Below are 14,218 nucleotides of genomic sequence, written 5' to 3'. Positions count from 1 at the left end.
TGGTCAGAGACGTTCGAAGGAGCGGCGCAGCTCCCAGTCGGTCACCGCGGCGTCGTACGCGGTGAGTTCGACGCGGGCCATGTTCAGGTAGTGGGCGACGACCTCCTCGCCGAACGCCTCCTTGGCGATGGGGCTGGCCTCCCACAGCTCGGCGGCCTCGCGCAGGGTCGTCGGCACCTGGTCGTACTCCCCGGTGTAGGCGTTGCCCGTACAGGCCTCGGGCAGCGGCAGCCGGTGCTCGACCCCGTACAGTCCGGCGGCGACCAGTCCGGCGACGGCCAGGTGCGGGTTGACGTCGCCGCCGGGCAGCCGGTTCTCGAAGCGCATCGAGCGCCCGTGGCCGACGACCCGCAGGGCGCAGGTCCGGTTGTCGACGCCCCAGGCGACGGCGGTGGGGGCGAAGGAGCCCGGCTGGAAGCGTTTGTAGGAGTTGATGGTGGGCGCGTAGAGGAGGGAGAAGTCCCGCAGCGCGGCGAGCTGCCCGGCGAGGAAGTGGCGCATCAGCTCGGACATGCCGTCCTCGCCGTCGCCCGCCATCATGTTCGCGCCGTCCTCGTCGGTGAGCGAGAGGTGGATGTGGCAGGAGTTGCCCTCGCGCTCGTCGTACTTGGCCATGAAGGTCAGCGAGACGCCCTCCTGGGCGGCGATCTCCTTGGCGCCCGTCTTGTAGACGGCGTGCTGGTCGCAGGTGGTGAGCGCGTCGTCGTAGCGGAAGACGATCTCGTGCTGGCCGGGATTGCACTCGCCCTTGGCGGACTCGACGGTCAGTCCGGCCTCCTGCATCTCGTTGCGGATCCGGCGCAGCAGCGGCTCGATGCGGCCGGTGCCGAGGATCGAGTAGTCGATGTTGTACTGGTTGGCCGGGGTCAGCCCGCGGTAGTCGCGGTCCCAGGCCTCCTCGTAGCTGTCCCGGAAGACGATGAACTCCAGCTCCGTGCCCACCTGCGCCGTGTATCCGAGCTCCGCCAGCCGGTCGAGCTGGCGGCGCAGGATCTGCCGCGGGGCCGCCACCACCGGACTGCCGTCGTGCCACGCGAGATCCGCGATCAGCAGGGCGGTCCCCTCGTGCCAGGGGACGGGGCGCAGGGTGGCGGGATCGGGGACCATGCCGAAGTCGCCGTAGCCGTTCTCCCACGAGGACATCGCGTAGCCGTCGACGGTCCGCATCTCGGTGTCCACGGCCAAGAGGTAGTTGCAGCCCTCGGTGCCGTGCTCCAGCACCTCGTCGAGGAAGAACCCGGCCGCGAACCGCTTCCCCTGGAGCCGGCCCTGCATGTCCGGGAAGGCCAGCACCACGGTGTCTATCGACCCGTCAGCGACCCGTGAGCGGAGCTCGTCGACGCCGAGCGGGGGTGTGCGGTCTGCCACGGGATGCCTCCTTGGGGGAACCGGGAGGCTTAAGGTATGGCAGAGAACCATTGCTTGGGAAGGGGATCCGCCAGTGGTCACGAGGGAGAGAGCGGACGACACCCGTCCGGCGGCAGGGACGGCGGAAGCGGCAGGGGTGACAGGAGCGGCGGAAGGGGGCGGGGCGGCCGGGCGCGGTGCTGACACCGCGACCGGCCGGCCGGCCTCCGTGCTGCGGCCGGTCCGCGCGGGCAACGGCTTCGAGGAGGCGCTGGAGCAGATCCTCCAGCTTCTGCGCCTCGGCCTGGTCGCGCCCGGCGAACGCCTCCCCTCCGAACGCGAGTTGTCGCAGCAGCTGCGGATCAGCAGGGTGACCTTGCGCGAGGCCCTCAAGGTCCTCCAGGACCAGGGCATGGTCGAGAGCCGCCGCGGCCGGTACGGAGGTACGTTCGTCCTGCCGCGCACCGCCACCCCGGACGCCGGCGACGAGCTGCGCCGCCGTATCGCCGCCGTCGACGTGGAGGACACCCTGCGCTTCCGCGAGGTGCTGGAGGCCGGGGCGGCGGGACTGTGCGCCGAGGGTCTCCCCGAGGACGGCGAGCGGCGGCTGCGGGTCGCGCTCGACGCGACGCGGGGGGCCAGGCTGGAGGACTACCGGCGCCAGGACACCCTGCTCCACCTCACCCTCGCCGAACTCTCCGGCTCCCGCGCGCTCGCCGCGCAGTACGCCGCGGTCCGGGCCACCCTCAACGAACTGCTCGACTGCATCCCGCTGCTGGTGCGCAACCTGGAGCACTCCCAGCAGCAGCACGCGGCCGTCGTCGAGGCGGTGCTCGACCGGGACGCGGACGCGGCCCGCGAGATGATGCGCGAGCACTGCGGCGGCACGGCGGCCCTGCTGCGCGGTTTCCTCGCCTGAGCGTGAGGCCCCGACCCGGGCCCGGGTCCCGCGCGGTGGGCGGGGCGCCGAATCCGTAACCCCTCTTTAACGCACGCCCCTTGCCATGCGCTCTCCCGTTCCACAAAGGTGTGCCGACGAACCTTTGATCGAAGCAGTGCCGACGATGACGTAGACCCACACATCTGGAGCGCCTCATGGCTCAGGGAACCGAAACACCCGCCGGACCACCCGGTGACGCGAGCCCGGGGGTGTCCGGCACGGACGCGTATCTGCACCGCAGGACCCTGCGCCGGGGCAGCGCCGGCTGGCTCCTGCTGACCGGGCTCGGCGTCGCCTACGTCGTCTCCGGCGACTTCTCCGGCTGGAACATCGGCCTGTCCAAGGGCGGCTTCGGCGGGCTCGCCGTCGCCATGGTCCTGATGGGCGTCATGTACGCGTGTCTGGTCTTCGCGCTGGCCGAACTCTCCGCCATCCTGCCCACGGCGGGAGGCGGTTACGGATTCGCCCGGCGGGCGCTCGGCACCTGGGGCGGCTTCCTGACCGGCACCGCCATCCTCATCGAGTACATCCTCGCGCCCACCGCGATCGCGATCTTCATCGGCGACTACGTCGAATCGCTCGGCCTGTTCGGCCTCACCTCCGGCTGGCCCGTCTACCTCGCCTGCTTCGTGATCTTCATCGGCATCCACCTCTGGGGAGTCGGCGAGGCGCTCCGCTTCAGCCTGGTGGTGACCGCCATCGCGGTGGCCGCGCTGCTGATCTTCGCCGTCGGCGCGTTCACCGAGTTCGACGCGGGCCGCCTCAACGACATCCCGGCGGACGCCTCCGCCTTCGGCTCCTCCTCCTGGCTGCCGTTCGGACTCCTCGGGATCTGGGCCGCCTTCCCCTTCGGCATGTGGTTCTTCCTCGGCGTGGAGGGCGTACCGCTCGCCGCCGAGGAGGCCAAGGACCCGGTCCGCTCGATGCCCAGGGCGCTGGCCATCTCCCTCGCCGTGCTCGTCCTCCTCGCGCTCGTCACCTTCGTCTCCGCCACCGGGGCCCAGGGCGCCGACGCCATCAAGGAGGCCGGAAACCCCCTGGTCGTCGCGTTGCAGGGCAGCGGCGACCCGACCGCCCTGAGCCGCTTCGTGAACTACGCCGGCCTCGCCGGACTGGTCGCCTCGTTCTTCTCCCTGATCTTCGCCGGGTCCCGGCAGCTGTTCGCCCTCTCCCGGGCCGGCTACCTGCCGCGCTTCCTCTCCCTCACCAACCGCCGCAAGTCCCCCTACCTCGGCCTGCTGATCCCCGGCGCCATCGGGTTCGCCCTCGCCGCCTGGAGCGGCAACGGCGGCCGGATGCTGAACGTCGCCGTCTTCGGCGCCACGATCAGCTACGCCCTCATGGCCCTCTCCCACCTGGTGCTGCGCCGCCGCGAGCCGGAGCTGCCGCGCCCCTACCGCACCCCCGGCGGCGCGCTCACCTCGTCCGTGGCCTTCGTTCTGGCATGCTCGGCCCTGGTGGCCACCTTCCTGGTGGACCGCGACGCGGCGTTCATCGCGCTGGGCGTGTACGCGGTGGCGCTCGCCTACTTCGCCTTCTACAGCCGTCACCGGCTGGTCGCGGGGGCCCCGGAGGAGGAGTTCGCCGCACTGGCGGCGGCCGAGGCCGAACTCGCCCGCGACTGAGCCCGCCCGGGCGACGGGCTCCCGCCGGGCCGGCGCACGGCACGGCGGCCCGCCCCCCCCGACAACGTGACCGCGTGATCACCCCGACCCGAAGGAGCCCGTTCCATGCCCCGGCCCGTCATCGGCATCAGCACCTACCAGGACCAGGCCCGCTGGGGTGTGTGGGAGATGCCCGCGGTGCTGCTGCCCGCCGGCTATCCCCGGCTCGTCCGGGCGGCGGGCGGGCTCGCCGTACTGCTGCCGCCCGACGACGCGCGGGACGCGGCACGGGACACCGTCGCCGCCCTCGACGGACTGGTGATCGCCGGGGGAGCGGACGTCGAACCGGCGCGCTACGGGGCGGTCGCCGACCCCCGTACCGGCCCCCCGGCCCGTGAACGCGACGTCTGGGAGCTGGCGTTGATCCGGGCGGCGATCGACCGGCAGATCCCGCTGCTCGGGATCTGCCGGGGCATGCAGCTGCTGAACGTCGCGCTCGGCGGCACCCTGCACCAGCACCTGGACGACCACACCGGCGGCCTCGGAGTATTCGGCAGCCACCCGGTGATCCCGGTGCCCGGCACCGCGTACGCGGACGCCGTCCCGGAGACCACCGTGGTGCCCGCCTACCACCACCAGGCGGTCGACCGGCTCGGCGGCGGCCTGGTGGCCTCCGCCCACGCGCCCGACGGAACCGTGGAGGCCCTGGAACTCCCCGGACACGGGGGGCTGGTGCTCGGTGTCCAGTGGCACCCGGAGATGGGCCAGGACACCCGGGTCATGGCCGCTCTGGTCGGGGCGGCCCGGGAGCGGGCGGCGCTGAGCCCTCGAACCCCGGACCCGAGAAGTCGGGCCCCGCGAACGCCGGTGAGCTGAAACGGGAGCCGCGCGCCCCGCCCTGACCCGGCGTGGACGCCGCGGCCTCGGCGAGTTCCTGGAGGAGGAACGGCCGGATCCCCCGCTCGCGCAGCGCCGCGAGCCACGCCTCACGGGCGTGGGCGAGGGCGGGGGAGGGGGCGCCGTGCGAAGGAGACGGGGCGGACACGGCCACCGCGTCCGCCGCCGACTGCTTCGCCGCCGTGCGGTACAGGGCGATGACGCTGGCCAGGGCCGCGACCGCCGCGACCACCAGGCTGACCCAGCCGACCCCGACGAGGGTGCCCGCCAGGGAGGGCAGGGCCCCGGCGAGCCGCAGACCGTAGCCCAGCAGCAGGAACGTCGCCGCGGCCACGGCGGCGAGCACCGGCGTCAGCACCCCGAGGACCGCCAGCACCCCGGCCCCCGGCCGTTCCTGGTCGCCCGGTCCGGAGAGCGGCGCGCTCCCGGCGTTCCGCCGCCCGCCCCCGGCACGCCGCCGCAGGGCCGCGTAGCGCCGGTACTCGGCGTCGGCCGCGGAGGTCGTGCGTGCCACGGCCGCCAGGCCCCGGACACGCAGCCGGCCCGCGGGAACGGCCGAGCGTTCGAGCAGGCGCTGGATCTCCGGGGAGGCGATCACCTCGTCGAGTGCGTGTCCGTAGTCGGAGCTGTCGTCGTCCCCGAGCCGGGTGGGTCTGCCCATGCTGTCCCTCGGTCGACACAGGTGTGCGGACACCTGTGTGGTGAGTGTTCCGCCCGCCGCGCCGCGGGGGCGCGCACGTGCCGCGTGCGCACCCCCGCGGCTGTCCGGCGAGGCGTGTTCGAAGAGTTCCGGAGAAGGCTCCGGCGAGGGCTAGAGGTGCTGCGCGACCGCGGGCATGAGGTCCTGGAAGGTCCGCCCGTCCGCGGGCGCGCCGATCGCGGTCATCTGCCAGCCCGAGCCCGACCGCTGCACCTTGGCCATGATCTGGGCGGTGTGCCGCCCGCCGCCGGTCAGGGTGTACCGGGCCAGCTCCTGGCCGGTGCCCTCGTCGACCAGACGGCAGAAGGCCGCCTCGACCTCCTCGAAGGTCTGGCCGGTGAACGAGTTCACCGTGAAGACGATCTGGTCCACATGGGCGGGCACGCGCCGCAGGTCGACGACGATGGACTCGTCGTCACCGCCCTGGCCCGCCCCTCCGACCCGGTTGTCCCCGGTGTGCCGGACCGAACCGTCGTCACTGGTCAGATGCTGGAAGAAGACCACGTCCTGCGGCGCCTGGCCGGCGAAGAGGACCGCCGAGGCGTCCAGGTCGATCTCGCGGGCGGTCATCCGTGCCAGGAATCCCTTGCGGGGAGCGGACTTCCAGCCCAGTCCCATCCGTACGACGTCGAGCTCGCCGCCGCCGGACTTGGTGAGGCTGACCTGCTGGCCCTTGGTGAGGTTGATCGTCATCGTTCCGCCTTCGGTGACTGGGTGCCTGGGGTGGCTTCGGTAGGGGCGTGCGTCGAGGTTCCGGCGGCTCAGAGACCGACGCCGAAGTCGGCGACGATGCCGCTGAGGCCGGATGCGTAACCCTGCCCGACCGCGCGGAACTTCCACTCGGCGCCGTGCCGGTACAGCTCGCCGAAGACCATCGCGGTCTCGGTGGAGGCGTCCTCGCTCAGGTCGTAGCGGGCGATCTCCGCGCCGCCCGCCTGGTTCACCACCCGGATGTAGGCGTTGCGCACCTGGCCGAAGCTCTGCCCCCGGCTCTCCGCGTCGTGGATGGAGACCGGGAACACGATCCTGGCGACGGTCGCGGGCACCGAGGCGAGGTCGACCTTGACGATCTCGTCGTCGCCCTCGCCCTCGCCGGTCAGGTTGTCCCCGGTGTGCTCGACCGACCCGTCGGGGCTCTTGAGGTTGTTGTAGAAGACGAAGTGCTCGTTGGACAGCACCTTGCCCGCCTCGTCGCAGAGCAGCGCGCTCGCGTCCAGGTCGTAGTCGGCGCCGGTGGTCGTGCGGACGTCCCAGCCCAGACCGACGAGGATCGCGGTCAGCCCGGGGGCCTCCTTGCTCAGCGAGACGTTTCCGCCCTTGGCGAGGCTCACGCCCATGTCGTTCTCCCTTGTGCGGTGACGGGTGTTCTCGTGCCGGCGGCCACGCCGCGGGTGACGGCGCGGACACTCTGCGACTACGGCCAAATCTACAGCACTGTAGATTTCCGGGGCCAGGAGGTGTCCGGCCCGCCCCCGCCGGTCGCCGGCGCCTCCGCCGGCTGGATACCCTTTTCCGACGCCCGGCCGGCGCAGCGCCACGGCCGGGCGGCCGAACGGGGAGAACCGGGCGGACGGACGGAGAGAGGGGTCGGGCCGTGGACGCCGAAGGAGCCGGGGAACGGGAGTCGCCCGCCCGCAGGCGGGGCCAAGGCGAGCTGGAGGCCCAGGTGCTGTCCGTGCTGGGCGGGGCGAGCGAGCCGGTGACCGCCGCCTGGGTGCTGGAGCGGCTCGGCGCGGGCCTGTCGTACAGCACCGTGATCACCATCCTGACGCGCCTGCACGCCAAGCAGGCGGTCACGCGCACCGGACGGGGCCGCCCCGTCCTGTGGGAGCCCGTGGCGAACGAGGCGGGGCTCGCGGCCCTGCGGATGCGCCGGCTCCTCGACAAGCAGAGCGACCGGGACGCGGTGCTCTCCAGCTTCGTCTCCGTCCTCTCCTCGCACGACGAGGACCTGCTGCGGGCCCTGCTCGCAGAGAGCGGTCCCGACGACACCGGAACACCCTCGGACCGGCCGGAGCGCTGACGATGGGCGTCTTCGTCTACCTGCCGCTCGTGCTGCCCCTGAGCGCGCTGCCGATCGCGCGCCTGGCCGAACAGCACCTGCACCCCCGCAGGGCCGCCCGGCTGCTGACCACCGTCGCCGTGATCCTCGCCACCTGCAGCCTGGTCTGCCTCGGGCTGCTGGTGGTGGTGGGCACGGCCCAGCTGCCCGGCAACCCGCTGCCCGACGGCTGGTCCGACGCCGAGGTCCGCGAGGCCGTGCCGCACGACGCGTTCGCCGGCAAGGCGTCCATCCTCGCCCTCGTCGTCGTGACGACCGCCTGCGGATTCACCGTCCACCGCCACTACCGCTTCCGGGCGCGGGCCCACCGGGCGCTCGCGGGGCTGCCGGGCGGCGACGTCGCCGTACTCCCCGACGACGTCCCGTACGCCTACGCGCTCCCCGGCTCCCCGGGGCGGGTGATGGTCTCCACGGCGCTGCTCGCCTCCCTCGACCCGGCCGAGCACCGGGCACTGTTCGCCCATGAGCGCGCCCATCTGACGGGACGCCACCACCGGCTGCTGCTCGCGACCCGGCTGGCCGGCTGTGTCAATCCGCTGCTGTGGCCGCTGCTCGGGGCCCTGGTCTACAGCACGGAGCGCTGGGCGGACGAGGAAGCGGCCCGCGTCACGGGCGACCGCCGGCTGACCGCACGCGCGGTCGGCAAGGCGGCGCTCGTCTCCCGCCCGGTGTCCGGTGGCGCGGCCTTCGCCGCCTTCGCCGCGGCGGGGCCGGTGCCGCGCCGGGTGGCCGCGCTGCTGGGCCCCGTGCCGCCGGACCGGGGCTGGCCCCCCGCCCTCACCCCCGTCGGTGTCGCCGCGCTCGTCGCCGCGGCCGGGACGACCGTCTCCGCGCTGTCCGCGCTGAACGCGGCCGTCGCGCTGTTCCTCGTCCTGGAGGCGGCGACACCGCTGTAGTGCGGCGCCCGGCCCCCCTCGCGAGCGCTGTCCGGGCCGCGCATATCCACCCGACGCCGTTCACTACAGGGCTGTAGAGTTCATCAGCCGCGGAATGTGGGCCCGTCGACGGCGGCTCTCCACCCGCCCGGCATGCAGAATCATGCTCGGCGCCCACCTCCCGCCGGAGTGCGTCCCACTCGATGCCATGGCTGGAGAAACCCAGCCGGACAGGAGCCACGCGTTGTCCGCCAGTCCGGGCCCCTCAGGGCCCGACCCCCACAGTCACCGACCCGCGGCCCCGTGCGGGGCCGCCCGCCGCCTGCCACGCGGGACGGGTGACCGATGATCTCCGCCCTGCTCGGCCTGCTGGCCGTGTTCGTCCTCACCGCCGGAACCGGCTACTTCGTGGCCCAGGAGTTCGCCTACGTCTCCGCCGACCGGCTGACCCTCGCCCGGGAGGCCGCCGCCGGCGACAAGCGGGCCGCCCGCGCCGTGAAGGTGCTGGAACGGCTCTCCTTCATGCTGTCGGGCGCGCAGCTCGGCATCACCGTCACGGGACTCGTCGTCGGCTTCCTCGCGGAACCGTCCGTCTCCGTCCTCCTGCGGCCCGCCCTGAACGGCACGGGCCTCTCCGACGGCCTGGTCTCGGGCATCTCCGTGGTGCTGTCGTTCGTGGTGGCGACCGTCATCCAGATGGTCCTCGGTGAACTCGCCCCCAAGAACCTCGCCCTGGCCGTGCCGGAGAGCATGGCGAAGTCCCTCGCCTCCTCCACCCTGATCTACCTGCGGATCGTGGGCCCCGTGGTCCACGTCTTCGACAGCGCCGCCAACCGGCTGCTGCGCCGCATCGGCATCGAACCGGTCGAGGAGCTCCACCACGGCGCGACGCTGGAGGAGCTGGGCCACCTCATCGGCGAATCCCACGAACAGGGTGAACTGCCGGCCGCCACGGCCGAGCTCATGGACCACGCGCTGGAGTTCTCCGAGCGGAACCTGGGCGAGGTGATGATCCCGCGCGCCGACGTGGCGTTCATCCGCCGGGACGCCCTCGCCACCGAGGCCGTCGAGCTGATCGCCCGCCACGGACACTCCAACTACCCGGTGCTCGGCGACCATCCGGACGACCCCGCCGGAGTCCTGGGCGTACGGGAGCTGATGCGGCTGCCCGCCGCCGACGTCGGGCGCACCACCGTGGGCTCCCTGGCCCGCCGCCCCCTCCTGCTGCCGGAGCTCCTCAGGCTCCCGGCGGCGGTCGCGCAGATGCGCGAACGCGACGACGAGTTCGCCGTCGTCCTCGACGAGCACGGCGGCCTGGCCGGGATCGTCACGTACGAGGACATCGCCGAGGAGCTCGTCGGGGACATCGCCGACGAGTCCGACACCGTCGTCGAACTCGCGGTCGCCGACGGCTCCGGCTGGATCGTGGACGCGGGCCGCCGCCTCGACGAGATCGAGGAGGCCACCGGCGTCGCGCTGCCCCAGGAGAGCGACGACTACGACACCCTGGCCGGGCTGATCATCGACCGGCTCGGGCGCTTTCCCACCGTGGGCGACCGGCTGACCGTCGGCTCGGTCCGGATCGAGGTGCGCACCCTCGACCGGCACGTCGCCGAGTACGCCCGCATCGAACCCACCGAACGCATCGAACCCACCGAACGCGTCGAATCCACCGGACGCACCGGACCCACTGATCCCACCGGGCCCACTGATCCCACCGGGCCCGCCGAATCCACCGGACAGGAGCCGCAGGCATGAGCTTCCCCATGGCTCTCTTCGTGACGGTCCTCCTCCTGATCGGCAGCGGATTCTTCGTCGCCGCCGAGTTCGCCCTGGTCGCCTCCAAGCGGCACCGCATGGAACAGGCCGCCGCCCGCGGGCAGCGCGGGGCCAAGGCCGCGCTCGACGGGATGCGCGAGCTGTCGCTGATGCTCGCGGGAGCCCAGCTCGGCATCACCGTCTGTACCCTGGGCCTGGGCTCCGTGTCCAAGCCCGCCATCTCCCACGAGCTGGACCCGCTGCTGGAGCGGCTCGGACTGCCCGCCGCCCTCAGCTACGGCGTGGCCTTCGCGCTGGCGATGATCGTCGTCGTCTTCCTGCACATGGTGGTCGGCGAGATGGCGCCGAAGTCCTGGGCCATCGCCCACCCGGAGAGCTCCGCGATGCTGCTGAGCCCGGCCTTCCGCGCCGTGGTGGGCGTCGTACGCCCGCTGATCCGGCTGCTGAACGCCGTCAGCAACTCCCTGGTGCGGCTGTGCCGGGTCACCCCGCGCGACGAACTCACCTCGGTGCACAACCGCGACCAGCTCACCCACCTGATCGAGGAGTCCGAGCGCCTCGGGCTGATCAGCAAGGGCGACTCCGGACTGATGACCCGGTCCCTGACCGAGCCGGGGACCCCGGTCTCCGCGCTCCGGATCCCGGTGGAGCGGATCGTGACGGTCCCGGCGGACGCCGGACTCGACCGGATCCTGGCCACCGCCGCCGACGCCGACCGCACCCGGCTGCTGGTGCGCGACGGGGACGAGGTTCTGGGATCGGTGCACGCCCGGGACGCCCTCGTGGCCCGTGCCGGAGGCCGGGACGTCCTCGCCCGCGACCTGGCCCGGCCCGTCCCGGAGCTGGCCCCGGACGCGACCGTCGCGCACGCGGTGGAGCAGTTGCGCGATCGGCGGGCCACGATCGCCGTCGTCCGCGACGCGGAGGGCGGGCTCACCGGACTGGTCAGCCTGGACGACCTCCTCGCCCGGCTGCTGCACCCGCCGACGACCCCCGGGGCCGCGGCACAGGGCCTCTAGGCCCTGTCGTCGAACTGCCGCCTGTCCCGCGGGGCCGTGCAAGCTCTCGCGACGACGGCCCTCAGGAGTCCCGCTCGGTCGTCTCCCCGCGGATGACGCGGGGAGACGACCGGGGGCCGTCGCCGTCCTCGTCCCTGAGCGCCCGCTTCTCGCTCTTGAGGATGCGCGCGGCCTTCCCGGCCGACCTCGTGAGGTCGGGCAGCCGCTTCACGGCCAGCACCGCCACGATCACCAGGAGGAGGATGGTGAGTTCGCCGATCCCGAACATGGTCGCTGCTTTCTCTGGGGCGGAGCGGACACGGAGCCTGCCCCGCGTCCGACGGGGCGGGCAGGCTCAATCTACAGGTCTGTAGAGCAGTCGTGGTCCGGGTCCGGCGACCGGACGGCGCCTCAACCGCCGGGCAGCAGACGCACGGTGGCGTCCGGGAGGTGTCCCCACCAGTGCCCGTAGCGCCGGTAGACCTCCGGTTCACGGTCGGCGAGGAACGCCACCAGCGAACGGGCCTCGGCGGCCAGCCCCTCCCAGCTCTCCTCGGGCAGCGGGTGGAACGCCGTCGCCTCGATGCCGCCGGCGACCGGCCGCCACACTCCGGCGACGTACCCGTCGACCAGCAGCGTCGGCAGTACGTCCCCGTTCGCCCGGATCACGATCCTGCGGTAGGCCGCGGGCAGGACACGGCCTCGGTCCGCGTACGCCAGCAGCACGCTGTCCCACATCGCCATCAGCCGGGGCGGGGCGGGTGTCGCCGCGTCCGGACGGAGGGAGCCCGGCAGGTCGAACAACTCCTCGCCCGCCGGGCCCGTCAGCCGCTCCAGACGCCCGGCGAGCTCCGCGAGCGCGGTCCGCGCGTCCGTCCGCCGGACCATGGCGAACTGCGCCACGTCCGCGACGGACGCGGGCCCGAACCCTTCGAGGTAGCGCACGACGAGCTCCCGCAGGGACGCCGCGGACGCCGCCGGCTCCGTTCCCGGGGGTCCGTTGCGGGGCGCGATGTAGGAGGGCCGGTGTCCGAACGACCACGGCGGAGCCGTGGGCGCGTGGAGCAGCGGCGTGTACTGCCGCAGTCCCCACCAGGCGCCCGGCCCGGGCCGTTCGCCCAGCCGCTCGCCCAGCCACGCTTCGCACTCGGCGGTGGTCCGGGGCCGGTCCGCGAACTCCAGCAGCCGGGGGACCAGCGCGTCGGCGTCCTCGGCCGTCAGCCCGGAGGCGGTGAAGCGGGAGCCCAGCCGGGCGGCGCGCACCACCGGATGCATGGCTTCCCGGAAGACCCGGTGGTCGTCGGCGTGCACGGCGTGGAGCGTGAGCCGCATCAAGGTCGCCTTCACCACCGCGTGATCCGTGAACGCCGCGTCGAGCCCGGCGGGATCGAAGGCAGCGAGCCGGTTCCAGAGGGCGAGGTAGGGGGAGGCCGGCTGCTGGGCCTGGAGCGCCACCACGCGCCGCACCCCCTCGGCGGCGTCCAGCGGTTCGCGCCGCAGCAGCAACTGCCGGGCGAGCGTGGAACGGTTCAGCTCACGCGCGGTGATGACCCTGCCGTCGTCCATCGGTCCGTCCTTCGGTGACTGCCCACTTCGTGCCGTGGGTGACGGAACCGTACGCCGCCCGGCCGGCATCCCGGACACCGGCGCCCCCCGCAGGCTGTCAGCGGTCGCCCGGCCGACCGCCGCGCCGGCCCGGACGCGGCCGCGGCGCCGGGACGAGGCGGAACGCCGTGTTGAGGACGTGGTCGATCACATCGCGCGAGGGCTTGTCCGTCAGGTCCGTGAGCAGCCGGGCCAGGGCGTTGAGGAGGAACGGCGAGCCCATGACGTACCGGTTGAGCACCGGCTGGAAGCCCGAGCGGCTGAAGACCAGGTCGGCGGCGGTGTTGCCGAGGCGGTAGTAGCGGCCCCAGCGGCGGTTCATCTCCACCGGGTAGCCGCGCAGCACCTGTTCGCGGCGGGCCCCTCGGGGGTGGGCCAGGGCGAGGGCCGCGGTCTCGGCGGCGACCTCGCCCGCCTCCATCGCCTGGGCGATGCCCTCGCCGTTCCAGGGGCTGACCATCCCGCCGGAGTCGCCGACCAGCAGCAGCCCGCGCGCGTACAGCGGATGGCGGTTGAATCCGAGCGGCAGGGCGGCGCTGCGGACGGGGCCCTCCGCGTTCTCCTCGCGCAGCCCCCACTCCTCCGGGGTCCGGGCCAGCCACTGGTCCAGGGTGGCGCGCAGGTCCGCCTTGCCGTGCCGCCGGTGGGGGAGCGCCCCGAGACCGACGTTGACGCGCCCGTCGCCCATCGGGAAGATCCAGCCGTAGCCGGGGAGGTACGGGCCCCCGCCGGGGAAGCGGAGGTCGGCCCAGAGCTCCAGGTACTCCTCCCGGGAGCGTTCGGGGCTGCGGTAGTAGCGCCGGGCGGCCGTCGCGATCTGCCGTCGCGGGTCCCGTTCCAGACCCAGCGCCAGGGCAAGGCGCGCGGACGCCCCGTCGGCGGCGATGACGACCGGAGCGCGGAAGTCGACCGGGTCCGGGACCTCCGCGGAGTCCGAGGACGCGGCGACCCCCGTGACCCGGCCCGCCCGGTCCGTCAGCGGGCGTTCCGCCTTCCATCCGCTGTACAGCCGAGCCCCGGCCGCCACGGCGTGCCGCGCCAGGATGTCGTCGAAGTCGTGGCGGCTGCGGGAGAGCCCGAAGTCCGGATAGCGGCCCAGCGCGGGCCAGTCGATGCGCACCCGGTGCTCCCCGGCCACCCAGCGCATACCGCGCGAACGCGTCCAGCCCGGGGCGGTGATGTCGACGCCCATCCGGATGAGCTGGTGCACCGCGCGCGGGGTGAGGCCGTCGCCGCACACCTTCTCCCGGGGGAAGCGGGCCTTCTCCAGCAGGATCACGTCCACTCCGGCCCGCGCCAGGTGGTACGCGGCCGAGGAGCCGGCCGGGCCCGCCCCCACCACGATCACCTGGGCGTCGGCTCCCGCACGGGGCGCCTCCCGCGCTTCTTCCGCACGGGGCGCCTCCCGCGC

The 14,218-nt window shown here is 73.4% G+C and carries 14 protein-coding genes; 7 read left to right on the top strand and 7 right to left on the bottom strand.

Features of this window, described 5'->3' with window-relative positions; all coding sequences use genetic code 11:
• Positions 1-3: 3 nt before the first annotated feature.
• Entirely contained in the window at positions 4-1,368 is a 1,365-nt protein-coding gene (locus DTB53_RS01545; protein WP_003970785.1) for a glutamine synthetase family protein, read from the bottom strand.
• A 136-nt stretch (positions 1,369-1,504) separates the two neighbouring features.
• On the opposite strand from DTB53_RS01545, the gene DTB53_RS01540 reads away from it, so the two are divergent.
• The 3 genes from DTB53_RS01540 to DTB53_RS01530 all read left to right on the top strand — a co-directional run bounded on the left by DTB53_RS01540 (position 1,505) and on the right by DTB53_RS01530 (position 4,767).
• On the top strand, positions 1,505-2,266 hold the full coding sequence (locus tag DTB53_RS01540; RefSeq protein ID WP_012381970.1) for a FadR/GntR family transcriptional regulator: 762 nt from the start codon (positions 1,505-1,507) through the stop codon (positions 2,264-2,266).
• 176 nt (positions 2,267-2,442) lie between these two features.
• Entirely contained in the window at positions 2,443-3,912 is a 1,470-nt protein-coding gene (gene eat, locus DTB53_RS01535) for an ethanolamine permease (RefSeq protein ID WP_012381971.1), read from the top strand.
• 105 nt (positions 3,913-4,017) lie between these two features.
• Positions 4,018-4,767, top strand: a complete 750-nt coding sequence (locus tag DTB53_RS01530; protein WP_012381972.1) for a gamma-glutamyl-gamma-aminobutyrate hydrolase family protein — start codon at positions 4,018-4,020, stop codon at positions 4,765-4,767.
• On the opposite strand, the gene DTB53_RS01525 is transcribed toward DTB53_RS01530, so the two are convergent.
• The 3 genes from DTB53_RS01525 to DTB53_RS01515 form a co-directional block, all read right to left on the bottom strand.
• Entirely contained in the window at positions 4,670-5,449 is a 780-nt protein-coding gene (locus tag DTB53_RS01525) for a hypothetical protein (protein ID WP_042497686.1), read from the bottom strand. The genes DTB53_RS01530 and DTB53_RS01525 overlap by 98 nt on opposite strands.
• Positions 5,450-5,599: 150 nt before the next feature.
• Positions 5,600-6,181 carry a TerD family protein gene (locus tag DTB53_RS01520; RefSeq protein ID WP_003970795.1) on the bottom strand — a complete coding sequence of 194 codons (582 nt, stop codon included), beginning with the start codon at positions 6,179-6,181 and terminating at the stop codon, positions 5,600-5,602.
• Positions 6,182-6,249: 68 nt separating this feature from the next.
• Positions 6,250-6,825 carry a TerD family protein gene (locus tag DTB53_RS01515; protein ID WP_003970796.1) on the bottom strand — a complete coding sequence of 192 codons (576 nt, stop codon included), beginning with the start codon at positions 6,823-6,825 and terminating at the stop codon, positions 6,250-6,252.
• Between the two features lie 257 nt (positions 6,826-7,082).
• On the opposite strand from DTB53_RS01515, the gene DTB53_RS01510 reads away from it, so the two are divergent.
• The 4 genes from DTB53_RS01510 to DTB53_RS01495 all read left to right on the top strand — a co-directional run bounded on the left by DTB53_RS01510 (position 7,083) and on the right by DTB53_RS01495 (position 11,223).
• On the top strand, positions 7,083-7,511 hold the full coding sequence (locus DTB53_RS01510) for a BlaI/MecI/CopY family transcriptional regulator (protein ID WP_003970797.1): 429 nt from the start codon (positions 7,083-7,085) through the stop codon (positions 7,509-7,511).
• 2 nt (positions 7,512-7,513) lie between these two features.
• The gene (locus tag DTB53_RS01505; RefSeq protein WP_012381974.1) at positions 7,514-8,446 is read left to right on the top strand and encodes a M56 family metallopeptidase; all 933 of its coding nucleotides are present in this window, start codon (positions 7,514-7,516) and stop codon (positions 8,444-8,446) included.
• Between the two features lie 324 nt (positions 8,447-8,770).
• Entirely contained in the window at positions 8,771-10,183 is a 1,413-nt protein-coding gene (locus tag DTB53_RS01500) for a hemolysin family protein (RefSeq protein ID WP_012381975.1), read from the top strand.
• Positions 10,180-11,223 carry a hemolysin family protein gene (locus DTB53_RS01495; RefSeq protein WP_003970800.1) on the top strand — a complete coding sequence of 348 codons (1,044 nt, stop codon included), beginning with the start codon at positions 10,180-10,182 and terminating at the stop codon, positions 11,221-11,223. Before DTB53_RS01500 ends, DTB53_RS01495 begins: the two co-directional genes overlap by 4 nt.
• Positions 11,224-11,284: 61 nt before the next feature.
• Here the strand turns inward: DTB53_RS01495 and DTB53_RS01490 are convergent, their stop codons facing one another.
• The 3 genes from DTB53_RS01490 to DTB53_RS01480 all read right to left on the bottom strand — a co-directional run bounded on the left by DTB53_RS01490 (position 11,285) and on the right by DTB53_RS01480 (position 14,155).
• A complete protein-coding gene (locus DTB53_RS01490; protein WP_003970801.1) occupies positions 11,285-11,491 on the bottom strand; it encodes a twin-arginine translocase TatA/TatE family subunit in 207 nt (68 codons plus the stop codon).
• Positions 11,492-11,613: 122 nt separating this feature from the next.
• Entirely contained in the window at positions 11,614-12,768 is a 1,155-nt protein-coding gene (locus DTB53_RS01485; protein WP_012381976.1) for a winged helix DNA-binding domain-containing protein, read from the bottom strand.
• A 97-nt stretch (positions 12,769-12,865) separates the two neighbouring features.
• Positions 12,866-14,155, bottom strand: a complete 1,290-nt coding sequence (locus DTB53_RS01480) for a geranylgeranyl reductase family protein (protein WP_012381977.1) — start codon at positions 14,153-14,155, stop codon at positions 12,866-12,868.
• Positions 14,156-14,218: the final 63 nt, after the last annotated feature.

The organism is Streptomyces griseus (assembly GCF_900460065.1).
Lineage (GTDB): Bacteria > Actinomycetota > Actinomycetes > Streptomycetales > Streptomycetaceae > Streptomyces > Streptomyces griseus.
This window is presented reverse-complemented; position numbering and strand designations above follow the sequence as displayed.